The organism is Streptomyces tailanensis (assembly GCF_008386495.1).
Lineage (GTDB): Bacteria > Actinomycetota > Actinomycetes > Streptomycetales > Streptomycetaceae > Streptomyces > Streptomyces tailanensis.
This window is the reverse complement of record NZ_VTHJ01000029.1, coordinates 72522-98123: the sequence shown is the minus strand read 5'-3', so window position 1 is coordinate 98123 and position 25602 is coordinate 72522. Positions and strand designations below refer to the sequence as shown.

22 protein-coding genes and 1 pseudogene are annotated in these 25602 nt (G+C 70.6%); 12 read left to right on the top strand and 11 right to left on the bottom strand.

The genetic code is table 11. From position 1 onward, the window contains the following. The 6 genes and pseudogenes from F3T56_RS48100 to F3T56_RS23575 all read left to right on the top strand — a co-directional run. Positions 1 to 798, top strand: a 798-nt coding sequence (locus F3T56_RS48100) for a zinc ribbon domain-containing protein (protein ID WP_246203783.1), incomplete at its 5' end; no start/stop codon positions are given. Between the two features lie 122 nt (positions 799 to 920). Continuing rightward, positions 921 to 1184 carry a TetR family transcriptional regulator gene (locus F3T56_RS23600; protein WP_246203782.1) on the top strand — a complete coding sequence of 88 codons (264 nt, stop codon included), beginning with the start codon at positions 921 to 923 and terminating at the stop codon, positions 1182 to 1184. 542 nt (positions 1185 to 1726) lie between these two features. Then, a pseudogene (locus tag F3T56_RS48095) lies at positions 1727 to 2561 on the top strand (IS5 family transposase); the annotation flags it as partial. A gap of 260 nt (positions 2562 to 2821) precedes the next feature. Continuing rightward, complete coding sequence (locus F3T56_RS23585) at positions 2822 to 4105, top strand: MFS transporter (protein ID WP_149827366.1); 1284 nt, start codon at positions 2822 to 2824, stop codon at positions 4103 to 4105. 289 nt (positions 4106 to 4394) lie between these two features. Next, positions 4395 to 6806 (top strand): endopeptidase La, encoded by a 2412-nt coding sequence (lon, locus tag F3T56_RS23580; protein ID WP_149827365.1) that lies wholly within the window; start codon positions 4395 to 4397, stop codon positions 6804 to 6806. Between the two features lie 288 nt (positions 6807 to 7094). Continuing rightward, positions 7095 to 7589, top strand: coding sequence for a MarR family winged helix-turn-helix transcriptional regulator (locus tag F3T56_RS23575; protein WP_149827364.1), 495 nt, complete (start codon positions 7095 to 7097; stop codon positions 7587 to 7589). A gap of 15 nt (positions 7590 to 7604) precedes the next feature. Here the strand turns inward: F3T56_RS23575 and F3T56_RS23570 are convergent, their stop codons facing one another. Beyond that, the gene (locus F3T56_RS23570) at positions 7605 to 8390 is read right to left on the bottom strand and encodes a protein phosphatase 2C domain-containing protein (protein ID WP_149827363.1); all 786 of its coding nucleotides are present in this window, start codon (positions 8388 to 8390) and stop codon (positions 7605 to 7607) included. A gap of 391 nt (positions 8391 to 8781) precedes the next feature. Between F3T56_RS23570 and F3T56_RS23565 the strand changes: the two genes are divergently transcribed. The 5 genes from F3T56_RS23565 to F3T56_RS23545 all read left to right on the top strand — a co-directional run bounded on the left by F3T56_RS23565 (position 8782) and on the right by F3T56_RS23545 (position 14605). Further along, positions 8782 to 11580: a sensor histidine kinase gene (locus F3T56_RS23565; protein ID WP_149827362.1), complete on the top strand. Its 2799-nt coding sequence runs from the start codon at positions 8782 to 8784 to the stop codon at positions 11578 to 11580. Continuing rightward, a complete protein-coding gene (locus tag F3T56_RS23560; protein WP_149827361.1) occupies positions 11577 to 12098 on the top strand; it encodes a roadblock/LC7 domain-containing protein in 522 nt (173 codons plus the stop codon). The genes F3T56_RS23565 and F3T56_RS23560 overlap by 4 nt, the downstream gene beginning before the upstream one ends. Continuing rightward, entirely contained in the window at positions 12095 to 12544 is a 450-nt protein-coding gene (locus F3T56_RS23555; protein ID WP_149827360.1) for a DUF742 domain-containing protein, read from the top strand. Before F3T56_RS23560 ends, F3T56_RS23555 begins: the two co-directional genes overlap by 4 nt. Beyond that, entirely contained in the window at positions 12525 to 13277 is a 753-nt protein-coding gene (locus F3T56_RS23550) for a GTP-binding protein (protein WP_149827359.1), read from the top strand. The genes F3T56_RS23555 and F3T56_RS23550 overlap by 20 nt, the downstream gene beginning before the upstream one ends. Before the next feature lie 92 nt (positions 13278 to 13369). Then, entirely contained in the window at positions 13370 to 14605 is a 1236-nt protein-coding gene (locus F3T56_RS23545) for a styrene monooxygenase/indole monooxygenase family protein (protein WP_149827358.1), read from the top strand. 120 nt (positions 14606 to 14725) lie between these two features. On the opposite strand, the gene F3T56_RS23540 is transcribed toward F3T56_RS23545, so the two are convergent. The 4 genes from F3T56_RS23540 to F3T56_RS23525 form a co-directional block, all read right to left on the bottom strand. Beyond that, entirely contained in the window at positions 14726 to 15934 is a 1209-nt protein-coding gene (locus F3T56_RS23540) for a C40 family peptidase (protein ID WP_149827357.1), read from the bottom strand. A gap of 103 nt (positions 15935 to 16037) precedes the next feature. Next, positions 16038 to 16355, bottom strand: a complete 318-nt coding sequence (locus tag F3T56_RS23535; RefSeq protein ID WP_149827356.1) for a hypothetical protein — start codon at positions 16353 to 16355, stop codon at positions 16038 to 16040. 10 nt (positions 16356 to 16365) lie between these two features. Next, the gene (locus F3T56_RS23530; protein ID WP_149827355.1) at positions 16366 to 17091 is read right to left on the bottom strand and encodes a TetR/AcrR family transcriptional regulator; all 726 of its coding nucleotides are present in this window, start codon (positions 17089 to 17091) and stop codon (positions 16366 to 16368) included. Between the two features lie 367 nt (positions 17092 to 17458). Beyond that, positions 17459 to 18406: an AurF N-oxygenase family protein gene (locus F3T56_RS23525; RefSeq protein ID WP_149827354.1), complete on the bottom strand. Its 948-nt coding sequence runs from the start codon at positions 18404 to 18406 to the stop codon at positions 17459 to 17461. 121 nt (positions 18407 to 18527) lie between these two features. On the opposite strand from F3T56_RS23525, the gene F3T56_RS23520 reads away from it, so the two are divergent. Further along, positions 18528 to 19634: a diiron oxygenase gene (locus tag F3T56_RS23520; RefSeq protein WP_149827353.1), complete on the top strand. Its 1107-nt coding sequence runs from the start codon at positions 18528 to 18530 to the stop codon at positions 19632 to 19634. Positions 19635 to 19676: 42 nt separating this feature from the next. Here the strand turns inward: F3T56_RS23520 and F3T56_RS23515 are convergent, their stop codons facing one another. From F3T56_RS23515 to F3T56_RS23490, 6 genes are all read right to left on the bottom strand, one after another. After that, positions 19677 to 20180, bottom strand: coding sequence for a DUF3291 domain-containing protein (locus F3T56_RS23515; protein ID WP_149827352.1), 504 nt, complete (start codon positions 20178 to 20180; stop codon positions 19677 to 19679). A 41-nt stretch (positions 20181 to 20221) separates the two neighbouring features. Further along, positions 20222 to 21697, bottom strand: coding sequence for a peptidoglycan D,D-transpeptidase FtsI family protein (locus F3T56_RS23510; RefSeq protein ID WP_149827351.1), 1476 nt, complete (start codon positions 21695 to 21697; stop codon positions 20222 to 20224). Beyond that, positions 21694 to 23082, bottom strand: a complete 1389-nt coding sequence (locus F3T56_RS23505) for an FtsW/RodA/SpoVE family cell cycle protein (RefSeq protein WP_149827350.1) — start codon at positions 23080 to 23082, stop codon at positions 21694 to 21696. Before F3T56_RS23505 ends, F3T56_RS23510 begins: the two co-directional genes overlap by 4 nt. A 41-nt stretch (positions 23083 to 23123) precedes the next feature. After that, positions 23124 to 23489 carry an SH3 domain-containing protein gene (locus tag F3T56_RS23500; RefSeq protein WP_149827349.1) on the bottom strand — a complete coding sequence of 122 codons (366 nt, stop codon included), beginning with the start codon at positions 23487 to 23489 and terminating at the stop codon, positions 23124 to 23126. Between the two features lie 104 nt (positions 23490 to 23593). Continuing rightward, complete coding sequence (locus F3T56_RS23495) at positions 23594 to 24859, bottom strand: sensor histidine kinase (protein ID WP_246203781.1); 1266 nt, start codon at positions 24857 to 24859, stop codon at positions 23594 to 23596. Then, complete coding sequence (locus F3T56_RS23490) at positions 24856 to 25566, bottom strand: hypothetical protein (protein ID WP_149827348.1); 711 nt, start codon at positions 25564 to 25566, stop codon at positions 24856 to 24858. The genes F3T56_RS23495 and F3T56_RS23490 overlap by 4 nt, the downstream gene beginning before the upstream one ends. Between the last annotated feature and the right edge of the window lie 36 nt (positions 25567 to 25602).

The following is a 25602-nucleotide window of genomic DNA, read 5'->3' as shown; positions in this document are numbered from 1 at the left end:
GTCATCTACCTCGAAGACCTCCGCGACATGGAAGCCCGCGGCAAGGGCCGCACCCTGAACACGCGTCTGTCGCAGACGGTGCGCGGTGCGATCGTCAGCCACGTCCGGCACACCGCCGCCGCCCACGGCATCGCCGTGGTGATCGTGCCGCCGCGCGGGACGTCGAAGTACTGCCCGCACTGCCTGACCGCCGTCCGCCACCACCGCGCCCCCGACGATCCGCGGGCGGGCTGGGCGTGGGCGACCTGCCCCAACGAGGCGTGCGGGTACAGCACCGGACGGGACAACGCCGCCTGGCAGCGCATCGGTGCCCGCGGCCTGACCCACCAGCACACCACCCGCCTCGACCGCACCAGCGGAACCCTTGTGATCCGTACGGTGGTTGACACCCTGGACCAGGCCAGCCAGGTCCAGCACCAGACCCGGGACCGCACCAAGAGCGGCCCCACGAACAGACACCCTGTGCCCGGGAAGCGGCGCAGGTTCCCCGCCCTACCCGGCCGAGCGCCGGGTGGAAAGCGTCCGGCGGGGCGGACCCCCACGCACCCGGCCCACCGCAGCCAGCGGTGGTCACGGCAGCAGGGACCGACAACGACCGGCACCCCCACCCGGCCACACCAGCCAGGCGGGGCCAGACTCGGGGCAGGCTTCCACCGCCACGCCCACACCACCCCCATCCCACGATGGCCACGGCAGAGTCACCCTCCAGAACGGTCCCCAGCACCCGGGATCACCCAGGAAACCCAAGCCGATCAGAGACGCTCGTTCAGGGAAGCAGCAAAACCAAGTGGGTACTAGGTATTGGTCAAGTGGCCACAATCACAAGGCAGATGGCTTGAAAGGAGGGTGGTGTTGACTCGTGTAACCGCCGGTTTGCGAGAGCCTTCGAGGTCGTCCGGGCGAGCGTTAGAGTGGCCGGCATGGTGCGGAAGCGCGGGCCGGAAGGCGCTGGGCGGGCCGTTGCGCGTGGCACGTACGCCGCCGGGGACGAGCGGTGGTCGCGGATCCTCGACGCGGCCGTCGCGCACTTCGCCCAGCGGGGTTTCGACGCCTCCTCCCTCGCCCGCATCGCCAAGGACGTCGGCATCACCCAGGGCGGCCTGCTGCATCACTTCCGCAGCAGGGAGGACCTCCTCGTCGAGGTGCTGGAGCGCATGGAGGTCGCGTCCCGCTTCGTGGTGTAAGCGACCTTGCTCGACGCGTTCCGGTAAGCCGCGCGTCGGCCACCCCACCGGACACGGCGCCCGGATCGCACAGCGGCTGACCAGCCGTCAGACCATGCGCGGCCCCGAACCGCGCCGATGACCTGCGGATTCCGGCGCCTTGATCCGCTACACCACTTGGCGGGACGCCACCCGCATGGACGAGAGCGACCGGGAGCGGTTCTTCTCGCGGGAGTTCGAGTCGACGGCCCAGATGTCTCGCGGCGCTCGTGAAACTCGCCGAGTACAACAGCACCCGGCTGGGCCGCACCCGCATGTTTGCTCTGGCCGTCAGCCGCCGAAGCCGCGCAGGTTCACATTGCATTTTCGGTGGAACGGTGAGGTGTGGTCCTCCCGCTGGGCCGGAGGCGCAACGGCATGCCGGACTGGAGCCCGGCCGTCTGCCACGGGCCTTGGGCCTGTTCTGAGTTGAGATCACGGGATCGGTCATTCCCGCTTCGGAAGGGTGCCGGGTGCGGTAGACCGGTCGCGTGACTCGTGGTGAGTGCCGGAGCGCTACGGCTCCTGGTCGAACGATCTACGGCCGGTTCCGGATGTGGTCGCGTGACGAGGTCTTCCAGACCCTTATGGACGCGATGATCGCCGAGGCGGCGGCTCGCGACGACGTCGATCTCAGCCTGGTCAGCGTGGACTCGACCGTTTCCCGCGCGCATCACCACGCGGCGGGCATGGTGTCGGCCCGGAACTCCTTGAGGACCTGGAGAAGGCCATGGCGGAGGAAAAGGGGCTGCGGCGAAGGGCCAGAACGGCACCGTAGGCGAGGGGGCCGCGGTCAGGGAGGACCCCGAGCGGGAACGGCGCCGCGCCGTGCGCCGACGCCGCAGGGCCCGGCTGCGGGCCGCTGAACTGGGCCGCTCCCGGGGCGGGCTCACCAGCAAAGTCCACCTCGCCGTTGAGCGGCGCTGCCGCCCGCTGTCCATCATCCTCATCCCCGGGCAGGCCGCGGACAGCCCGCGCTTCATCCCCGTCCTCAACAAGATCAAGGTGCGGGTCCCGGTCGGCCGACCCAGGGCCCGGCCGGACGCGGTCGCCGCAGACAAGGCGTACTCCTCCCGTGCCAACCGCGCCCACCTGCGCAAACGCGGCATCAAGGCGGTGATCCCGGAGAAGACCGACCAGGCCGCCAACCGCAAGAAGAAGGGATGCTCCGGCGGCCGCCCGGTCAGCCACGACGACACGCTCTACAAAGATCGGAACACCGTCGAGCGCGGCATCAACAAGTTCAAGGAATGGCGGGGGCTGGCCACCCGCTACGACAAGACGCCCGAGAGCGATGCCGCTGGGCTCCACCTGCGCGGATCCATCCTCTGGCTACGCAGCCTGCCAACCCTCTTGTGATTTCAACTCAGAACAGGCCCTAAATCGCCTTTCGCGCTGAGCCGCCGAGGGCTAGCGTTTGGGTGCAGCGAGTTTCCCACGAGGAGTGAAAGACATGCCCGGTCGTCCGAGCGCGCGTTGACGTTGTAGGCCGTGATCGGCCTGTCATCGCGTGCTGCCCTTGATGTTGCGGCATAGCGAGCCTTCCCCCGCCTGAACCGTCGGCGCATCTGTCGTGCGCTGGGCGTCGGGCCTCGTTGTCGGCAATCCAAGGGACTCCTGTGCCGTCCGCTTCCTCCGCTGTATCCGATTCCGATCGACCTGTTCCGTCAAGCCTGTGGCGGGACGGCGACTTCCGCAGACTCTGGGTGGGGCAGACGGCCTCCCAACTCGGTGAACATGCAAGCCTGGTGGTTCTGCCGCTCTTCGCTGTCCTGACGCTCAACGCCAGTGGCGGCCAGTTGGGAGTCCTCCGCGCGGTGGGGCAGGCGCCGATCCTGCTGCTCTCGCTCTTCGTCGGCGCGTGGGTGGACAGGTGGCGCACCCGCACTGTGATGGTGCTGACGGACGCTGGCCGGACCCTGGCACTGGGCGCCGCCGCCGTGGCCGGCCTCTTCTGTTGGCTCGGCGTGCCCGCGCTGCTCGTGGTCGCCTTCGTCGTCGGGGCCCTGTCCGTGTTCTTCGACGTGGCATACCAGGCGTCTCTCGTAGGGCTGGTGAAACGCGATCAGTTGGTGCAGGGCAACAGTGCGCTCGAGGGCAGCCGGTCCGCGGCCCAGATTGTCGGTCCCGCCCTCGGTGGCGCTCTGGTGTCACTGCTGTCGGCGCCGATCGCTGCTGCCTCCAGCGCGCTGTGCTTTGCCTTGTCGTTCCTGTCGATTCGCCGGATCCGCCGGACCGAATCGATCCCGGAGCGCTCGGAGCGTCCCCCTCGGGTATGGCGGCGGATCCATGAGGGCCTCCGTTTCGTGGTCGGCGAAACTTCGCTGCGGACCGTGTGCCTCGCCTCGGCTGCCTTCCAGTTCTCCTTCGCGGCCATGATGACCGTCTATCTGCTCTTCCTGCCGCGAGAATTGCACCTGTCGGGCACTGCCGTCGGCCTGGCGCTTGCGGCGACGGGACCGGGCGCGCTCCTGGGCTCGATGCTCGCCGCCCGCCTGCCGAGCCGATTCGGTTATGGCCCGGTGCTCGTGTTCGCGGCGGTATTCGGCGACGGCGCGTTCCTGTGTGTGCCCGCACTGCACGGCTCCTCTGCCGTGACGGTTTCCGCGCTCCTTGCGGTCAGCTTCGTGTTCGGGACCGGCGGCCAGTTGGTGAATGTCACGGTCATGGCCGTTCGGCAGGCCGTCACCCCGGACGGGATACAGGGCCGCGCGGCCGCCACGATCACGTTTGTCGGCATGGGCCTGACCCCGCTCGGCTCCCTGCTCGGCGGATTTCTCGCGGAGCAGTGGGGGTTGCGCACCAGCCTCCTGGTGACGGCCGCAGGCATGCTGCTGTCTCCCGTGCTGATGGCTCTGTCCCCACTCGCCCGCCTGGGACGGGCTCTCCCGGATCCGCTGTGACTAGTGGCGTAAAGGACACCGCTGTCCTCTCCAGGCTGGGCCAGCGAGCGGGGTGCCTGGTGAGCTGCTGCTCGCAGTTTTCCCTCAGTGATTTTCCACCGGGTCTCAGGGCTAGAACTTGTAGCTCCATTTGGGAGAGGCACGTGAGCGCAGGCTCACGAAAGTGCGAGGTCTACCCGCATAGACAGGTCGAGTTGTGATCGCTAATAGCGAACATTTGCGAGGGAATATTGGGAGGCTCACATGCATTGAGTCCATGTAACTCAAGTTGATTGTCGAGAGGAAGATCATGGCTGCTGAGTACGCTCCGTCCGCACCGCTCACCCTGCCCGTACTGCCGCTCGACGAAGAGGTCGTGCTGCCCGGCATGGTGGTGCCGCTGGACCTCAATGACACGGATGTGCGGGCCGCGGTGGAGGCCGCGCAGGCGGAGGCGCGGACGGAGCCCGGGAAACCGAAGGTGCTGTTGGTGCCGCGGGTGGACGGGGCGTACGCGAGTATCGGCGTGCTCGGGACCGTCGAGCAGGTCGGGCGGCTTGCCGACGGGGATCCGGGGGCGCTCGTCCGGGCCCGGAGCCGCGTGCGGATCGGGGCCGGGACCACCGGGCCGGGGGCCGCGCTGTGGGTCGAGGGGACCCGGGTCGAGGTGGGTATGCCCGAGCCGTTGCCCGGGCATGTCGCCGAACTCGTCAAGGAGTACAAGGCGCTTGCCACCAGCTGGCTGCGCAAGCGCGGGGCCTGGCAGGTCGTGGACCGGGTGCAGGCCATCGACGACGTGTCCGCGCTCGCCGACAACTCCGGGTACTCGCCCTTCCTCACCACCGAGCAGAAGATCCAGCTCCTGGAGACCGCCGACCCGATCGCCCGGCTGAAGCTCGCCACGCAGCAGCTGCGCGACCACCTCGCCGAGCAGGACGTCGCGGAGACCATCGCCAAGGACGTCCAGGAGGGCGTCGACAAGCAGCAGCGGGAGTTCCTGCTGCTGCGGCAGCTCGAAGCCGTACGCAAGGAACTGCGCGAGCTCAACGGGGAGAAGGGGGGCGAGGAGTCCGACGACTACCGGGCCCGCGTCGAGGCCGCCGACCTGCCCGAGAAGGTCCGCGAGGCCGCTCTCAAGGAGGTCGACAAGCTGGAGCGGTCGAGCGACCAGTCACCCGAGGGCGGGTGGATCCGGACCTGGCTCGACACCATCCTCGAACTCCCTTGGAACGAGCGGACCCAGGACGCGTACGACATCCAGGGCGCGAAGGGTGTTCTCGATGCCGAGCACGCCGGTCTTGAGGACGTGAAGGAGCGCATCACCGAGTACCTCGCCGTGCGCAAGCGGCGTGCCGACCGGGGGCTGGGCGTCGTCGGCGGGCGGCGCGGAGGTGCCGTGCTCGCCCTCGTCGGGCCGCCCGGCGTCGGCAAGACCAGCCTCGGGGAGTCCGTGGCGCACGCCATGGGGCGGAAGTTCGTACGGGTCGCCCTCGGTGGCGTGCGCGACGAGGCGGAGATCCGCGGGCATCGGCGTACGTACGTCGGGGCCCTGCCCGGTCGTATCGTGCGGGCCATCAAGGAGGCCGGGTCCATGAACCCCGTCGTCCTGCTCGACGAGATCGACAAGGTCGGGTCCGACTTCCGGGGTGACCCCGCCGCCGCGCTGCTCGAAGTGCTCGACCCCGCCCAGAACCACACCTTCCGGGACCACTACCTGGAGGTGGAGCTGGACCTGAGCGATGTCGTCTTCCTCGCCACGGCCAATGTGCTGGAGGCGATTCCGGAGGCGCTGCTCGACCGGATGGAGCTGGTGCGGCTGGACGGGTACACGGAGGACGAGAAGATCGTCATCGCCAGGGATCACCTGCTGCCGCGGCAGTTGGAGCGGGCCGGACTCGGCGCCGACGAGGTCACGCTCGACGAGAGCGCGCTGCGCAGGATCGCCGGTGAGTACACGCGCGAGGCGGGTGTACGGAACCTGGAGCGGGCCGTCGCGCGGCTGCTGCGCAAGGTGGCCGCCCAGCACGAACTGGGCCGGCGGGAGCTGCCGTTCACCGTCACGGACGGCGATCTGCGCGGCCTCATCGGGCGCCCGCACCATGTGCCCGAGTCGGCCCAGGACCCGGCGGAGCGGCGTACGGCCGTGCCGGGCGTCGCGACCGGGCTCGCGGTCACCGGGGCGGGTGGCGACGTGCTGTACGTCGAGGCGTCGCTGGCCGATCCGGAGACGGGCGCGGCGGGGCTGACGCTCACCGGGCAGCTGGGCGACGTGATGAAGGAGTCCGCGCAGATCGCGCTCTCCTTCCTGCGCTCGCACGGCGCCGAACTGGAGCTGCCCGTCGCCGACCTCAAGGACCGGGGTGTGCACATCCACTTCCCGGCGGGGGCCGTGCCCAAGGACGGGCCGAGTGCCGGTATCACCATGACGACGGCTCTCGCCTCGCTCCTCTCCGGCCGGCTCGTGCGTACGGACGTGGCGATGACCGGCGAGGTCTCGCTGACCGGGCGGGTCCTGCCCATCGGCGGCGTCAAGCAGAAGCTGCTCGCCGCGCACCGGGCCGGCGTCACCACCGTGATCATCCCCAAGCGCAACGAGCCCGACCTGGACGACGTCCCCGCCGAGGTCCTCGACAAGCTCGACGTCCACGCCGTCACAGACGTCCGCCAGGTCCTGGACCTGGCCCTTGCCCCGGCGGAGGTGGAAGTCCCGGTCGCGGCCTGACCGGCCGCGCCGCCGAGAGCTTCGACGGCGGCGGCGTGAGTGGCTTCAGCCCGATGACTCCGGTGGGCGGCGTGACGGACGTCCACTGGGTGGCGGAAGGCCCGGGTCCCTTGCGGGATGCCGGGCCTTTTCGCTTGTCAAGCGGGTGCCGGGGTGTGGCACGAGGGCGGTCCGAGGCTGCGAAATACTGGCGTCGGCGGACCCGGACAAGGCGAGACACGGGACGCGGCGAGAACCCGGACAAGGCGAGAACCCGGTCACGGCGGGAACGGAAACAGGAGCGCTGACGTGCACGACGAGGGTGGTAACGGCGACGGGAGCGGTGTGGGGACCGGGCTGTCGGCGGGGGGCATGGACCAGGCCTTCCTCGCGCTGGAGCGGGAGTTGACGGTCCTGCTGCGGCGGGCCCGCGCCAAGTCCGGTGAGATGGCCCGGGCGGTCCACCCGGACCTGGAGTCCGCCGCGTACGGTCTCCTCGCCCGCCTCGACGAGGCCGGTCGCCTCCGTGCCACCGAACTCGCCGCGTACATCGGTGTCGGCAAGGCCACCATGTCCCGCCAGCTCCGTGCCCTCGAACACCTCGGCCTCATCGCCCGCGAACCCGACCCCGCCGACGGCCGCGCCTGGCTCGTCCACCTCACGGACGAGGGACGCGCGCGATTCCGGGCGGTACGGGACGCGCGGCGCGTGGCGTACGTACGGCAGTTGGCGGGCTGGGACCGCGACGAGGTGGCTGAACTGGCGCGGTTGTTGCACCAGTTGAACCGCCGAGCCGACGGCTGAGGACCCGGGCTGCCCTCACAACTCCGCGAACACCACGCTTGCGTCGTCGTGCGTCTTGCTCCGGCCGAGGAGCCGTCGCCCGACATCGGCCCGTTCAAGCTCCCGTACGCGTTCCACCAGCGCTCCCGCACCCTCCTTTCGCATGAACGTGAAGCAGTCCCCCCAGTCGCCCTCCCGGAAGCGCTCGACCCATCGGGTCGCGCCGTCCGTCAGCGCGGCCAGGGCCCGGACCTTCTCGCGGGGGACCGTCCCCGTCACCGCCCGGACGGCCACGGACGGATCGGCCGCCGCCGTCCAGAAGCCGCCCTCCTTGTTCCGGACGGTGGAGTCGGCGATGGCGGCCGTGGCGAGTGAGGCCCGCGGGAGGCGTGACAGGCGGTCGTCCAGGACCGCCGTCACCGATCCGTCCGGTGCCTCGAACAGCAGGGCCGAGTCCGACAGCACCAGGTACTCCACGGCCGCGGCCGACCAGCGGACGAGGACCACTGTCGCCTGTGGAGTTCTTGGGTGAGAAAGGTCACAGGTTTGCGTATGCGCCTCAGCGGTACGAGAGATGGCCTGTGAGAGGACGTCAGGCAACGGCGAATCCCGCTGCGAAACGGACAGTTCGGCCAGGGTGCCGCCGAGACGGGAGCTGAACCATGCGACCGAATGTCGACAGCCGTAATCGGTGGGCGGTGGTGTCACGCCGTCCAGGAGGACCAGGGTGCCGCCCTGTCCTCCCGCGGGCAGCGCGACCGTCGCGAAGTCCTCGTTGGGGCGGGTCGGGTCGCCGGGCTCCGAGACGAGTTCAGTGCGCATTCGGCCAGTCTGCACGTACCCTCCACAAGATCCAGGAAAGGCCGACAATGGTTGCCGTACGGCCCGGACCTTCCCGGCCGGGCGCCGGGTTTGGCATGGAATGATCGTCAGTGGTGAAGCGCGGCGGCGAATCCTGCCAAAGCGCGTCGCCGACGTCCAACCGGCCCGCGTGCCGGGGCGTCGGCGCTAGCCGGAGGAACTTGCCCGCCAACTCCCCGGGGATGTTCACTCCTTCGGGTGGCGGGACTGATGATGCGGGACCACTGCCCACCGGCACTGGGAGGGTCGGGAGCCGTACCGGGGGGACGGCCGTAAGTGACTGGCCGCAAGTGACTAGTTGACGGAACGTCACCCGGGCCCATGGGTACACGAGTCAGGAATGCGAGCACCGGTGCAGAAGACGCGGCCTCGGCGCGCGGAGAAGAAGGCAGCCAAGAAGGCGGCATCGACGGCCTCCGCGGCCTCCCCGAACCAGCAGGGGGCGGCACAGCGGCAGGCCCCCACCGTCGGCACCGGGCGCAAGGCGCACGTACGCAACCGGCTCATCGTGGCCGTGGCCGTCGTCGCCGCCGCCATAGCGGGCGCGGGGGCGCCCTCGATCCTCGCCGCCTCGGAACAACTGCACGACACCCAGAGCCTGGTGACGCTCGCCGAGCGGACCCAGCAGACCCTCACGCTCGCCCACGCGCTGGCCGACGAGCGCGACGAGGTCACTGCCTACATCGCCGCCGGGCGGCCCGACTCGGCCGCGCCGAGCAAGCAGCACAGTGACCGCGTCGACCTCCAGATCGAGGAACTGAGCGCGGACACCGACACCTCCGCCGCCCTGCGTGAGGACATCGAGTCCATCGCCGGCGTACGGAAAGCGGCGCTCTCCGAAGAGAGCACCGCTCTCGAAGCGCACCAGGCGTACACCGCCGTCGTCTCCGAACTCCACGCCCTCGCCGAGGAACTGGCCGAGCAGATCCCGCCCCGCGCGGGCGGCGGCGCGTACGCGCTCGCCGAGCTCGACACCGCCGTCCAGCAGGCCGCCGCCGCCCGCGGACTGCTCCTCGCCGCGCTCAGCGTCCCGACGACCACCCAGACCGTCATCGACCCGGTCACCGGCCTGCCCGCCACCACGACCGGAGCCTCGGCCGCCGACAAGAAGCGGCGCGACGCCCTCAGCGCCGCCGCCCAGCAGGCCCGCGTCCGCTCCGACGCCGCCCTCGCCCACTTCCGCGAGATCGCGCCCGCCGCCGCCCGCTCCTCGTACGACTCCACGGTCACCGGCCCCGAGACGGACACCGCCGACACCTACCTGGCGAAGCTCACCGACGAGCCCGCCCTCTCCGACGGCGAGGCCGGCACCAGCGCCAAGAAGGTGAACGCGGCGCTCTCCGCCCGCGTCGACCTGATGCGCGGCGCAGAGGCCTCCCTCTACGACCGGCGCACCAAGGACCTCGCCCAGCTGCGCGACGACGACGTCACCGCGCTGGAGATCCGCATCGCCGTCCTCGGCGCCCTGATGCTCGTCGCCGTCGGCATCGCCACCGGCATGGCCCGCTCGCTCACCCGCCCGCTCGCCGTGGTGCGCATCGGCTCGGCCCGGCTCGCGGGCGACCCGACCACCGAGGAACCCATCAGGTTCACCGGCCGCAACGACGAGTTCGCCCAGGTCGTACGCTCCGTCAACGCGCTCCATGCGCACGCCCTCGCTCTGCACGAGCGGCTCGCGCCCCTGGAGGGCGACCGCAAGCACCTCATCGGCCAGCGCAAGACCATGGCCGACGACCGCGACCGCCTGCGCGCCGAACTCGCCGAGGCCACCGCCCATCTGACGAAGATCCGGCACAGCGTCCACGCCACCTTCGTCAACCTCGCCCTGCGCACCCTCGGCCTCGTCGAGCGCCAGCTCGCCGTCATCGAGTCGCTGGAGGAGCGCGAGCAGGACCCCGACCGGCTCGCCACCCTCTTCAAGCTCGACCACTTCGCGACCGTCATGCGCCGCCACAGCGAGAACCTCCTCGTCCTGGCCGGCCACGAGCATGTCCAGCACCACGCGGGACCCGTCCCGCTCGTCGACGTCGTCCGCGCCGCGGTCAGCGAGATCGAGCGCTACGAGCGCGTACGCATCGCCGCCCTGCCACCGGCCGCGCACGTCGCCGGGTTCGCCGCGGACGACCTCAGCCACCTCCTCGCCGAACTGATGGAGAACGGCACGTCGTTCTCGCCACCGGAGATGTCCGTCGAGGTCTCCGGCTGGCTGATGGAGAACGGCGAGATCGCCCTCTCCGTCCAGGACGGCGGCATCGGCATCGCCGCCGAGCGGATCGCGAAGCTCAACTCCCGCCTCACCGACTTCGACCCCGAGGCCCCCTACGACCAGGAGGACGGCGAGGGGCTCGGCCTCGGCCTGTACGTCGTGGCCCGCCTCGCCCACCGGCTCGGCACCGGCGTACGGCTCCAGAAGCAGGACGGGGGCGGCACCGCGGCGATCGTCGTGCTGCCCAAGTCGTTGCTGGCGCCCACCCCCGGCGTGCCCGTCGGCACCCCCGCCGGGCTCACCCACACCCTGTCCCTGCCGGGCGCCGACACCGAAGCCAACTCCGGTGTCCTGACCGGCCGTTCGGTCATCGTGGGCGAGCCGGAGGGCGACGGGGACCCGCTCATCGAGGCGATGGAGCGGGCGTTGGGAGCACGGGAGACCGCCGAGACCTCGAAAACGGCCGCCGAGACCGCCGTACCGCACGACGACACCGTGTCGCAGGACGATCCCGAGCCTGAGCCGCGGCGCGAGTCCGTCTCCGAGACCACCATGGAGCTGTTCGCTCCCGTGGTCCCGGAGGAGACCGCCGCCGACGAACCCGACACCCACGAGCGCGCCGCCGACGAGGGGGACGCGGCGCGCACGATGGGGGCGCCACGGGACGAGGAGGCGCCGCGCCTCACCGACAAGGGCCTGCCCAAGCGCACGCCCAGGATCACCGCACCCCCGCCCACGGCCCCCAGGCCGCGTGTCGGGGGCGTGAACGCCGACGAGCTCAGGCGACGGCTCGGCGGGTTCCACCAAGGGGCGAGGGAGGGTCGCCGGGACGTCGAGGCCGAGATCGCCGAGCAGTCGGGTGAGACACGGATTCCCGAGACACGTGAGTACCGGACAGAGGCAGTTGACACCACGGGGGGCACTTCCGAGGAGGCAAGCAGTTGACCGCGCCCAGTACCTACGGCCTGAGCAGTGAAGCCCGCAACCTGCACTGGCTGCTGACGAACCTCGTCGAGGAGGTGCCGGGACTGCTGTCGGTCGCGGTGGTCTCCTCCGACGGTCTGCTCCTGCTCTCCTCCGACCCCGGCAGAAACGCCGCGGCCCGCGAGACCCGCGACGAACGGCCCCAGGGCCCCCGGGGCTCCGCCGCCGACCTGGCCACCATCGTCTCCGGCATCGGCAGCCTCACCATCGGCGCCGCCAAGCTGATGGAGTTCGGCGGGGTCAAACAGACGATGGTCGCGATGGACGAGGGCAGCCTCTTCGTGATGTCGATCAGCGACGGCTCGCTGCTCGGAGTGCACGGCGCCCCCGACTGCGATATGAGCGTGGTGGCGTACCACATGGCGCTCTTCGTCGGCCGCGCCGGCCATGTGCTGACCCCCGAGCTCCGCAGCGAGCTGCGCAAGTCGTTGGAGAGCGAGGCCCACAAGGAGACCGAGGCGGCCGGGAGCCGGCGATGAGCGCCTCGAAGGGCACGCAGAAGAGTGCCCACAAGGGCAGCAAGGGCGGCGGCTCGAAGCGGCTTCCGGTGCGCGGCGGCGATCGTAAACCCGCCCGCGTACGCCCCTACTCGCTCACCGGCGGCCGTACGCGCTTCGGTCATGTGCTGCTCGTCGAGACGTTCGTCGCCGTACTGGAAGCCCCGGCGGAGCGGCCGCAGTTGGAGAATGGTTCACTCAACACCAAGGTGATGCCCGAGATGCGGGCCATCGTCGAACTCTGCCGCCGTATGCGGACGGTGGCGGAGATCGCCGCGCTGCTGAGAATGCCGCTCGGTGTGGTCCGTGTCCTCCTCAGTGATCTCGCGGACCAGGGAAAGACCCGTGTGTACGGAACAGGTCACGGACCGGGACAGCCGGACCGCGCTCTGCTGGAAAGGGTGCTGAGTGGACTCCGCCGTCTCTGACGCCGCCTCGCCTGGCGTCACCCCCGACGCCTCGCCCGGCGTCACCCCGGGCGTCGACGACGACGCCCCCCGCGTCGATGTCGATGTGAACGCCCCTCGCGTCGACGTGCCGCGTCCCGTGCCGGGGCCCGACGTTCAAGAGGAGCCCGAGGAGGAGCTGAAGCCCTGGCAGGCCGACCTCTCCAAGGCTCCGATCGCCACGAAGATCGTGGTGGCGGGCGGCTTCGGCGTCGGCAAGACCACCTTCGTCGGTGCGGTCTCCGAGATCACCCCCCTCAGGACCGAGGCGCTGATGACCGAGGCCGGCGCCGCCACGGACGACCTCTCCGCGACCCCGGGCAAGCTCACCACCACCGTGGCCATGGACTACGGCCGCATCACGCTCGCCGACGACTTGGTCCTCTATCTGTTCGGCACGCCCGGCCAGGAGCGGTTCTGGTTCATGTGGGACGACATGACGCGCGGCGCGATCGGCGCGGTCGTCCTCGCCGACACCCGCCGCCTCGGCGACTGCTTCCCCGCGCTCGACTACTTCGAGAGCTGCGGACTGCCGTACGTCGTCGCGGTGAACGCGTTCGACGGCAGCGAGCGGTTCGACCCCGAGGACGTACGGGAAGCGCTGACGGTGCCCGCACATGTACCTGTCTTGATCATGGACGCACGCAAGCGGGCCTCGGCGATGGAGACCCTGCTCGCGCTGTGCGCGCACGCGATATCCGTCACCCCCGAGTAGTCCCGGCCGGCAGTCGGCGGACTCCGCCGACTGCGCCGACTCGGGGGACGAACTCGGGGGACGAAGAGGACGAATTGAGGAGCCCAGCCCGGATGCGGAAGATACTCGTCGTCGGAGCCGGCCAGTCCGGGCTGCAACTGGCCCTCGGACTGCAGTCGCACGGGTACGAGGTCACGCTGATGTCCAACCGGACCCCCGACGAGATACGCACCGGCCGGATCATGTCCACGCAGTGCATGTTCGACTCGGCGCTGCGCCACGAGCGCGACCTCGGGCTGAACTTCTGGGAGTCCCAGGCCCCCAGGATCGAGGGCATCGGGGTCTCCGTCGCCGGCCCGGACGGGCAGCGCGCCGTGGACTGGGTGGGCAGACTGAACGGATACGCCCAAGCCGTCGACCAGCGCGTGAAGATGGCCGGCTGGCTGGAGACCTTCGCCCACCGCGGCGGCCAACTGGTCATCCACGGCGCCGCGGTCTCCGACCTCGACTACTTCTCCCGTATGTACGACCTCGTGGTCGTCTCGGCGGGCAAGGGTGAACTGGTACGGATGTTCGGCCGCGACGCCTCCCGCTCGCCCTACACCGAGCCGCAGCGCGCCCTCGCCGCCGTCTACGTCCACGGCCTCGGCCCCCGCCCCGAGCACCCCGACTTCGACGCGGCCCGCTGCAACCTGGTGCCCGGCGTCGGCGAACTCATCGTCCAGCCCGTCCTCACGACCTCCGGGCGCGCCGACGCCCTGTTCTGGCTGGGGCTGCCCGACGGTCCGCTCGATGTGTTCGGCGGCGTCCGGGACGCCGGGCGGCATCTCGAACTGACCCTGGAACTCATGGAGCGGTACACCCCGTGGGAGTACGCGCGGGCCGGCGAGGTCGAGGTGACCGACGTGGGTGCGGCGTTGGCGGGCCGCTACACGCCGACCGTGCGGCATCCCGTCGGGCGGCTGCCCGGTGGGGGGCTGGTGTTGGGTGCCGGGGATGTGGTCGTGGCCAATGACCCGCTCACCGGGCAGGGGGCGAACTCGGCGACCAAGTGTGCGGCCGTGTATCTCGACGCGATTCTCGAACACGGGGACAAGGAGTTCGATGAGGCGTGGATGGGGCGGACGTTCGGGCGGTTCTGGGGGATTGTGGGGCCGGTGACTAAGTGGACCAACACGATGTTGGCTCCGCCGGGTTCGCATGTTCTGGAGTTGATCGGGGCCGCTGAGGGGCTGCCGGTGGTGGCGGATCGGTTTGCCAATGGTTTCGACGACCCGGCGGATTTCGAGGGGTACTTCTATGAGGCGGAGAAGACTCGGGCGTACCTTTCTGAGGTTGCCGGGTCCTAATCGCCGTAGGGGTTGTTGGGGGATTGAGGCTGCGGGTTGTTCGTGACTGGTCGCGCCCACGCGGCGGAGCCGCAAATCGATACAGCCCCGCGCCCCTAAAAGCACACACGCGCCCCTTTGTCACAAGTGCTGCAAGGCGTTATAGGCCCTGTCCGAGCTTTCCTTGCTCTCCTTTGCTGGGAGTCTTGGGGGCTTGAAGCGTTTCAGGGGTTTGGCTTTCGGGTCCGGGCGGACTGCGCCCAGGATCGGGTTGGCCGCGATGGGGGAGACCTTGATTTTCGTGCCGGGGCGGGGGGCCTGGATCACCTTGGCGTCGCCCAGGTAGAGGGCTACGTGGGTGGCCTTGGGGTAGTAGACGACCAGGTCGCCGGGGCGCAGGCGGTCCAGGGGGACGCGGGGGAGGCGGGACCACTGTTCCTGGCTGGTGCGGGGGATGGGGTGGCCCGCGTGGGACCAGGCCTGGGAGGTCAGGCCCGAGCAGTCGTAGGTTTTCGGGCCCTCGGCGCCCCACTCGTACGGTTTGCCGATCTGGGCCACGGCGTAGCGCAGGGCCTTGGCGCCGGGGCCGGTCGGGGGGTGGGCGGTGCTGAGGGCGCCGGAGGTGACGAGGTTCTGCTGGGCCTCGGCAGTGGTGGCCCTCTCCAACTTCTGGACGCCTGCGAGTTGTTCGGCGGTGAGGGAGGCGAGGAGCTTCTGGACCTCGGCCAGGCGGGCGCGTACGTCGTCGCGTTTCTTCTTGTGGCGCTCGGTGAGGGTGAGTTGGAGGTCGAGGGCCGCGCGGGCCTTGCGGGCGAGGGCGTCGGTCTGCTGCTCGCTGCCGACCAACCGTTCCACGGTCAGGGCCCGTTCCCGGGCGACTTGTCCGATCACATGGCCCTGCTCCATCGCGCGGTGCGGGTCGCGGGCGAGGAGCAGCCGTACGTACGGGGAGAGGTCGGTGCTGCTGTTCTGGTACTGCTGCCGGGCCAACCGTCCGGCGGCGCCCCGGCTGTCGTACAGGGAGATACGGGCCGAGGTGAGCTTCCGGTCGAGCTTCGCGACCTCGGCCCGCTGCTTGGCCAACTCCTCCTCGGTGGCGTTGTAGTCCTCGGCGGCCTCCTCGGCCTCGCGGTAGAGCCGCTGGAGTTCGGTGAGGAGGTCGGCGACCGAGCGGTCCTCGGGGGCGGCGTCCGAGTGGGGGTCCGGGGAGTCGGCGGCCGTGTCGCTGGGTGCCGGTTCCGGAGCGGCCGGGGTGGCCGTGGCGGGGGTCGGGGTCGTCGTGAGGAGTGTGCCGGCCGCCAAGGTCGCGACCGCTGCCGTACATGTCCGGCGCAGAAGCCTTTCTGACACTTCATCACCTCCGGTGCGCAGGTGGGCCGTCCACCTCGCACCGGCAGCATCGGAGGAGCGAGGGGTGGGCGCGCGCCGGGGTGGACCGTCCGGCCCACCAGGGTCACTCGTCGTGGCGGTGCGGCTTTTCGGGCGGCGTGGCGGGTTGCCCCTCGCGGGACTTGCGCGTGGACGACCAGGGCCACTTCAGGCGGCGGCTCGGGTCCGCGTCGGGGGCGTACTCGTACTTCCACAGCTGGTGCAGGAAACCGCCCCGGCCGGCGTCGACCCGCCGGTACACCAGCACGGTCGGCGGGCCGCCGGCCGGGTTCGGCACGGGGACCCGGTACGTCTTCGGCGGGTGCCCGGTGATGCCGAGCAGCACGGGCAGGACGCGCCCGTCCAGGGGCCCGCCCTCGAAGGGGGTGTCTTGGGTCTTCACCGGACCAGTGTCACAGCAGGTGAGCCGCGTCGCCGACCACGGGCAGGATGCGGCGGGCCAGGGTGCTGACCGCGCCGTCGGGGGTCTCGATGGCCAGGGCCGCCCGGACGACGGTGGCGGTCTGGGGGTCGCGTGCGGCGGTCGCGGTGAGGCAGGCCACGAACTGTTCGACGAGCCAGTCCCGGAGCTCCGCCACGTCCGGCTGTTTGCCCTCGTCCAGCCAGATGAGGGAGGCGGCTTCGACGGAGGTGATCCACATGCGGACGGTCATACGGAGCCTCAGCCCGGGCTCCGCGATCTCCAGGTGCCGCAGGATGTGGTCCGCCGCCGCCCGGCGTACGCCGTCCACTATGGCCGTCGCCCGCGAGGTCTCCACGACGCTGCCGCCCTGGAGGAGGGCGCTGAAACCGGTGTCGTGTTCGTCCACGAAGGCCAGGTAGCGGTCGAGGGCGCGGGTCAGTCGGAGGGTGAGGGGGCCCTCGGGCGGCTCGTCGAAGCAGTGCTCCAGCTCTTCGGCGGCTGAGCGGAGGGCCGCCTCGTAGAGCTGCTGCTTGCCGCCGGGGAAGTAGCGGTAGACGAGGGGGCGGGAGACGCCGGCCGCCTCCGCGACGTCGTCGAGGGAGACGTCCTCCGGGGTGTGGTGTGCGAACAGGTTCAGTGCGGCATGCAGTAGCTGGCTGCGGCGCTCTTCGACGCTCAGGCGGCGGTATGCGCGGGTGGGGGCGTCGGGCGTCATACCTCGCAGCGTAGCCGTGGGGGTTGTTTCGCCCCCGCCGCCCCTACCCGTCCCTCCCCCACTCTCGGCTTCGCTCGAGCGGAAGGTGCCCCCATCCAGGGGCGGCTGCCCCTTCGACCCCGCTGCGCCTTCGAGCTCGGGGGTGGGGTGCGTGGGCGGGTGCGGGTGGGTGGGGGCTTGTCGCGCCCACGCGGCGGAGCCGCAAATCGACACAGCCCCGCGCCCCTGAAAAGACGGGGCTTCGCCCCAGTCTTTTCAGCGGCCCGCAGGGCCGTGTCTTTTAGGGGCGCGGGGAACTGCGCGAGCAACCACGAACCACCCGCAGCCGCCAAGGCACCTTCAGCCCCGAGCTCTCCCGCGTCCCTGCCTACGCCAGCAACCCCGACGACCTCCACATCCTCCGCCCCACACCCCTCAGCACCCCGATGTCGTCCAAGAAGTCCGTCAACCGTTTCGCGCCGGTTTGCATGATGTCGCGGCGGTGGGCGCTGGCGCGGACCTGAGTGATGGCCTCACGCTGGTCGAGGCCGACGTTCGGGTAGACGTCGGGGTTGATGAAGGCGACGGAGAAGACGCGGGCGAATTCGCCGGAGGTGACGCGGGTGAACTCGCGGGACCAGCGCGGGGCGGTCACCATCTGGCGGCGGAGCTCCTCGCGGGCGTAGCGGACATGCCGGGCCTCCTCCACCACATGGATGCGGGTCACGCCCCGGATCAGGGGCTGGACCCGCTCGTCGGGGAAGGTCAGCCGCTGCATCCAGTCGAGGATCTCCTCGCCGAGGAGGGTCGCGGTGAAGGAGCCCGGGGTTGTGGAGATCGTCTTGAAGAGGCGGCCGAGGTTCTGGTGGAGGCGGCTCACCGGGTAGTACGGCGTCCCGCCCTTGGCGATCAGCCGGGCGAACATCTTCGAGTGCCGGCACTCGTCCTCGATCTCGGTGAGCGCGTAGCGCACATGCGCGCTGGTCGCGGCCCGGTCGTAGATGTGCCGTACGAGCAGCTGCATGAGGATGATCTCGAACCAGATGCCGAGCGAGGCCAGCGCCGCCGCCTCATGCCGGGACAGAGCGATCCGCTGCTCCTCGGACATCCGCCGCCACATCGGCGTCCCGTACAGCGACACGAGCTCCGGCGGCCAGAACCACTTGCCCTCCTCGAAGGGCGCGTCCCAGTCCAGCTCCTTGTCCGGGTCGAAGGAGTGCTTCGCGGAGGAGGCGAGCAGCCGCTCGGCCACCTGCTCCCGGTCCTTGAGGAGGCCCAGCGCGTCGCGGAGCACCTCCGCCTCGGACACGGAGGTCTTCGAGGTCACCGTCGTCATGGGCTGTTCCACCTCGTAGTACGGGTGCGGTCACCGTTATGAGACTACTTGTCAGCAAGGCCGTCAATCCCTCGCGCGCCACTTGTTGACGACCCGTCTACCCCATGTGAATGTGCGAGGTATGCCGACCCACGAGCTGTATGCCAAGGACCCGGGAGACCCGCTGTGGACGGTGCCCGCGAGCGGTGCGGCACGCTTCAGCTGGGAGTACGACGACGGCCGTGAACGCCTGCTCGCCCTGTACCAGAAGGGCAAGGACAAGCAGTGGGACGGGCAGCGGCGCATCGACTGGGAGCTGGAGGTCGATCCGTACGACGCGCTCGGTACGCCCGACGAGGCGATGAACCTGTACGGCACGCCGTACTGGGCGAAGCTCACCGACCGCGACAAGGGAGAACTGCGCCGGCACTACGCGTCCTGGCAGTTCAGCCAGTTCCTGCACGGCGAGCAGGGTGCCATGGTCTGCGCGGCCCGGATCGTTCAGTCCGTCCCCGATCTCGACGCCAAGTTCTACTCCGCCACCCAGACCATGGACGAGGCCCGGCACGCCGAGATCTACGCCCGCTTCCTGCATGAGAAGATCGGGATGGTCTACCCGATCAACGACGACCTCCAGTCCCTCCTCGGCGACACCCTGCGCGACTCCCGCTGGGACATGCCGTACCTGGGCATGCAGGTGCTCATCGAGGGGCTCGCCCTCGCCGCCTTCGGCATGATCCGCGACACCACCGACAAGCCGCTGCCGAAGCAGATCCTCGCGTACGTCATGCAGGACGAGGCCCGGCACGTGGCCTTCGGCCGGATGGCCCTCCGGGACTACTACCGGCAGCTCACCGATGCCGAACTGCGCGAGCGCGAGGAGTTCGTCATCGAGGGCTGCTACCTCATGCGCGACCGGCTGCGTGGCGTGGAGGTCCTGGAGAACTTCGGCATCCCGAAGGCGGAGGCCGAGGAGTTCAGCGAGCGCTCCGAGTTCCTCGCCCTCTTCCGCAAGCTCCTCTTCAGCCGCATCGTCCCCTGTGTCAAGGACATCGGCCTGTGGGGCAAACGACTCCAGCAGGCCTACGTCGACATGGGCGTCCTGGAACTGGGCGACGCAGGCCTCGACCTCCTCATGGCCCAGGACGAGGAGGTCGCCGAGCGCCTGGACGCGGAGCGTTTCGCGGTGGAGGAACGGGAGCGGGTCGACGAGGTGGGGGAGGCGATCGAGGCGGGGGAGGAGGGCTGAGAGGTCGCCCGGAGCCTCCCGGAACCGCAGGCCTGATCCGCGTCAGACCGAGCACCCCAGATCCTCCGGCACCGCGAACGACACCGGCTCCGCTCCCTGCGCCGGGAACGACGTCCGCAGTGTGAAGGCGTACGGGGTCGGGCCGTTCGCGCGTAGATGCAGGAGGCGGGACTCCGCCTCCGCGACCGTCGGGCGCTGGCCGGTCGGGACCCACCACAGGACCGCCATCGCCTCCTGGAGGCGCTCGAACCACTCCCGCCTGCGGGCCAGCAGCTCCCTGTGCTGCCCCTGGTACATGAACGCCGTCAGGGCGTTCGTGTCCCGCCACACCGACATGTTGATGACCAGCCACTCGTCGCCGAAGACGGGTACGTCCGTGGCGTTGCCGGAGTCGCTCTGGAGGCGCCAGACGAAGCCGTCCGAGCCGTCGGCGACGGCGTTCACGGGGTCGAGGGCGTCGACGAAGTCCTTCAACTGCGGGGAATCCAGGGGGGCTTTGAGGCGGGCGATGTTGACCTGGGCGAGTTCGTACGCGGCGGAAGTCATGTACCGAACGATAGGTCGGGCGGGCCCGGGGGTGGCACCCCTTATCTCAGATGATGGTCAGTGGTCTTCAGCACCGCCTCCATCACCTCCCTCGCGATCGGTGCCGCGTCGCCACCCCCGCTGATGTCCCCCCGTCGCGCTTCCGCGTCCTCCACCACCACCGCCACCGCGACCTGGGGTTCCATCGCGTCGTCGGACTGGGCCCAGCCGATGAACCAGGCGTAAGGGGTGCCGGAGTTGCCGATGCCGTGTTGGGCGGTGCCCGTTTTGCCGCCCACGGTGGCGTGGGGGAAGGCGGCGTTGGTGCCGGTGCCGTCCTCGACGACGCCGCGCATCAGTTCGCGCAGGCGCTTCGCGGTTCCCGGGTTCATGGCCTGGCGGAGGGTGCGGGTGTTCGTGGTGGCGACCGTGCGGCCGGCGGCCGTCGTCGTGCGCTCGACCAGGTACGGCGATCTGACGGCACCGCCGTTCGCGACGGCGGCCGTGACGACGGCCATCTGGAGCGGCGTGGCCCGGGTGTTGTACTGGCCGATCGAGGAGAGGGCGAGTTGGGCCCGGTCCATCTCGGTGTCGAAGTTGCTGGGGGCGACCGAGAACGGGATGCGCAGGTCCGCGCCGTTGAAGCCGAAGGCCCGGGCCGTGTCGCTCATGGCGCCGAGCCCCACGTCCACGCCCAGCTTCGCGAACACCGTGTTGCACGATCGCTCGAAGGCACGGCGCAGCGAGGCGTTCTTGCAGCCCCTGACCTCGTTCGCGAGGGAGGTGGTGGTGCCGGGGAGGGTGTACGGGGCGGGGGAGCGGGTCCGGGCGTCGAGGTCCTTGATCACCCCGTTGTCCAGCGCCGCCGCGGCCGTCACCACCTTGAACGTCGAACCCGGCGGATACGTCTGCCGCACCGCCCGGTTGAGCATCGGCTTGCCCTCGTCCCCGTTGAGGCGCGTCCAGGCGTCCGTCGCCGAGGGGCCGTTGCCGGACAGGACGCCGGGGTCGTACGACGGTCTGGAGACCAGCGCGAGGATGCGCCCGGTGGCCGGTTCGAGCGCCGCGACCGCGCCCCGGCGGGCGCCGAGGCCGAGGTAGGCCGCCCGCTGGGCCGCCGCGTCGATGGTGGTGACGACCTCGCCGCCGGCGTTGCGGTCGCGGGTGATGTCGTTCCAGAAGGGGAGGAAGGACAGCAGCGGGTCGCTGCCGTCGAGGAGCGGGTCCTCGGCGTGCTCCAGCAGCGTCGTCCCGTACCGCTGGGAGGCGAAGCCCGTGACCGGGGCGTACAACGGGCCGTCCCGGTACGTCCGTTCGTAGCGGAGTTGCTCTCCCGTGTCCTTCGAGCCGGTGACCGGGCGGCCGCCGACCACGATGTCCCCGCGCGGCTGGCCCCAACGGGCGATCACGGGGCGGCGGTTGGCGGGGCTGTCGTCGTACGCCCGGGACTGGAAGACCTGGACGCGGGTGGCGTTGACGAGGAGAGCGACCAGGAGAAGGGCGCACAGGGCGGCGGCGCGGCGGATGTACTTGGTCATGCGCCGGTCGCCCCCGGGCCGTCGTCGTACTGGCGGCGGGCCGAGTCGCTCAGGCGCATCAGCAGGGCCACGATGATCCAGTTGGTGACGACCGAGGAGCCGCCCTGGGCGAGGAACGGCATCGCCATGCCGGTGAGGGGGATCAGCCCGGTGACACCGCCCGCGATCACGAAGACCTGCAACGCCACGATCGACGCGAGGCCGATGGCCAGCAGCCGGCCGAAGGGGTCGCGCAGGGCCAGGCCGGTCCGGTAGCCGCGCTCCACCAGCAGGGCGTAGAGCAGGAAGAGCGCGGAGAGCCCGGCGAGGCCCAGCTCCTCGCCCGCCGTGGCCAAGATGAAGTCCGACTTGGCGGCGAAGCCGATGAGGATGGAGTGGCCGAGGCCGAGACCGGTGCCGAACAGACCGCCGGCGGCGAACGCGAAGAGGGACTGGGCGAGTTGGTTCGGGCCCCGGCCCGCCTCGATCGACGCGAACGGGTGCAGCCAGTCCTCGACCCTGCTGTGCACATGCGGTTCGAGCCAGCCGACGGCCACCGCGCCCACGCACGCCAGCAGCAGCCCCACCGCGATCCAGCCGGTGCGGCCCGTGGCGACGTACAGCAGGATCACGAACAGCCCGAAGAACAGCAGCGAGGTGCCGAGGTCCCGCTCCAGGACCAGCACCCCGACGCTCAGCAGCCAGATGGTGACGATCGGGCCGAGCACGCGCCCCGTGGGCAGTTGGAGGCGCTTGAACCGCCAGATCTGGCGCCCGGCGTACGCCAGCGCGTTGCGGTTGGCCGCCAGATAGCTGGCGAAGAACAGCGCGAGCAGCACCTTCGCGAACTCGCCCGGCTGGAGGGAGAATCCGGCGATCCGCACCCAGATACGGGCGCCGTTGACCGGCGGGAAGAGGATCGGCAGCGCCAGCAGCACCAGCGCGGCCACCACCGAGACGTACGCGTACCGCTGGAGCACCCGGTGGTCGTGCAGCAGGACCACGACCACGATGAACAACCCCACGCCCAGCGTCGACCAGTTCAGCTGCGCGGGCGCCGCCAGGTCGGCCGGGGTCTCCAGGTCCAGCCGGTGGATCAGCACCAGGCCGAGCCCGTTGAGGAGCACCGCGATCGGCAGCAGCAGCGGATCGGCGTACGGCGCCCGCAGCCGCACCGCGAGATGGGCCAGCAGCGCGAGCACGCCGAGCCCGGCGCCGTAATCGGCGGCGCCGGGCGGGAGGGTGCCGTACTTCGCCAGACCGACCGCGCAGTAGCCGTACACGGAGAGGAGAACGGCCACGACGAGGAGGGTGAACTCGACGCCTCTGCGCCGGGGGAGGCGTACGGCGGGAGGGGACGGGTCCGCGGGATCCGCCGCCAGGGTCGTTCCGGCCTTGGTGGTCATGTCCGGAACTTACCTAAAGGGGATGTCTTGTGTGCCTTGGTTCAGCGGCACCAGCGTGGCGTTTCCGAGGTGGAGATGTAGCGGGCCGGGCCCCAGGACCAGGTGTCGTTCTTGAGCAGGTACCAGGTCGAGTTGCCGTCGACGCTCTGGCTCCGGATCTTGCAGTGGATCCAGACGAACTCGCCGTAAGGGGCGACCCGGACGACCGAGGCGCCGCGGAGGGGGGCGGTGCGCAGGGCCAGCCCGGAACGGGCGGTGACCTTGCCCACGACGGCGGCGGCGGCGCGCTTGTCCTGTCCGCTGCCCTCCCGGTCGTCGCCGATGGCGGGGGTCGTGACGGCGAGCGCCAGGAGAGCGCCGCCGGCGGCAGCTATGCCGAAGCGCATGAGCAGAATCCGCAGGGACATTGAGGCTCCTCCAGAAAAAGGGGGCGAAGGTGACTATTCGCCACGTTAGGAGCCACTTGTCGGCCGCGCCCGCCGCACTGGGCCATCAGAGGAGGAGGGCGCGCTCAGCCCTCACTCACCGGCAGCCGCAGGAGCGCCACGGCACCCCCCTCGGCCGCGTTCTCGAACTCCAGCCGAGCGCCCAGCACTTCCGCCTGCCCCACCGCGATGGTCAGCCCCAGCCCGTGCCCCTTGGTGGAGCCCTCCGTACGGAACCGCTGCGGTCCCTCCGCCACCAGGTACTCCGGATAGCCGGCGCCATGATCCCGCACCGTCACCACCAGCCCCTCCACGGTCAGCACCACCGGCGGCGCCCCATGCTTGTGCGCGTTGGCCACCAGATTCCCCAACACCCGCTCCAGCCGCCGCCGATCCGTCTCCACGCGCGCGTCCTCGACGACCCGCACCTCGGTGCCTGCCCCCGCGCCGGCCCCCGCGGCCACCCGCTCGGCCACCCGTCCCAGCCGCGTCTCCTCCAGATCCAGCCGCTCGCTGCCCGCCTCCAACCGCGAGATCTCCAGCAGATCCTCGGTCAGCGTGCGCAACGCGGCGACCCGGTCCCGCACCAGCTCGGTCGGCCGCCCCGGCGGCAGCAACTCCGCCGCCGCGTGCAACCCGGTCAGCGGCGTACGCAACTCGTGCGCGACGTCCGCGGTGAACCGCTGCTCGCTGAGCAGCTTCCTCTGGAGCGTGGACGCCATGGTGTCGAGCGCGGCGGCCACCGCGGCCACCTCGTCCCGGTAGCGCGTCGGGTCCGTCGTACGGGGATCACCGACCCGGGCGTCGAGGTCGCCCGCGCTGATCCGCCGGGCCACCTGGGAGGTCGTGCGCAGCCGCCGGGTCACACCCGTGACGGCGAACGCGCCCACCGCCAGCGTCACCCCGATGGCCAGCGCCGACGAGCCCAGGATGGCCCGGTCGAGGTTCTCGATCGTGGCCGCGCTCTGCGAGTAATCGATCCGTACGGCGAGGGCGCGGCCGTCGGCGGGGGCGGCCGCCCACATCGTGGGGTACCCCTCGACGTCGCTGACCATCGTGCCGCGCTCCCCGCCCTCCGCCAGCTCGCGCAGCGCCCGCGGCAGCTCCGACGGACCGACCCCGGCGCCCGGCGGGAGCCGGTCCCCGGCCTCGTACGCCCAGGCCGCCTCCTCCAGCCGTGCGAGCGCGCGTGCACGGGCCTCGTCGACGGTCTGGTCGGTGACGGAGACATGCACGAGCGTGCCGAGCAGCGCTGCCAGGCCGCAGCACATGACCGTGATGAAGGCCAGAGCCTTCCAGGTGAGCGTGGCGGCCCAGCGGCGCAGCCGGGGTCGTTGCGAGGGGGGGCTCACGGCGAGGCCGACCGGGTCGGGGTGTGCTTACCGTCCACGCGCAGTATCTCGTCGCGGGTGAGGAGCATCGACAGCTGGTCCTCGTCCCAGGTCCACTGCGTGCGGTACTCGTAGCCGACGATGCCCGCCGGGGAGCGGATGATGACGGTGCGGCCGGCGAGCTCGACCCCTGTCACCGCGTCGTCGCTGGCGAGGACCTGCACCAGCCGGTCCTCCTGGAAGGTGTACATACGTACGGCCGTCTGGTTGCCGGGCAGCAGCCGGAAGCCGAGCACCATGTCGTCGCGCCCGTCACCGGTGAGGTCCCGGTAGTAGGCCTTGAGGACGGGGCACTTGCCGCGGTCCCCACTCTCCCCGCAGTCGGCCATGCGGCGGGTCGTCCCGTAGTACAGAGCCGAGGAGCCGGAGTACACATCCGGGTGCGCGGCGATCTCGGCGCGGACGACCGCCACCGGGTCCACCTTGTGGATGTCGTCACCCGGGGCCCTGATGCCCTTGATGGCCTCCTTCTCGGCCTCGCCGTAGTCGTACGCGGGGGAGGTGGCGGGTGGTTCCCCGGGCCACAGCCGGGTCGGGCCGCTCGCGGTGGGCGTCGTGCCCGCGCTCACCAGGCCCCCTGAGTCGCCGCAGCCCGAAAGCAGCAGGGCGACGGCCACGGCGGCCGCACCGCCGACGGCCGCGCGCGACGCGGGGCGGCTGGGGAACACGGGACTCCTGGGAACGGTGGGTACGGGGCAGGCGCG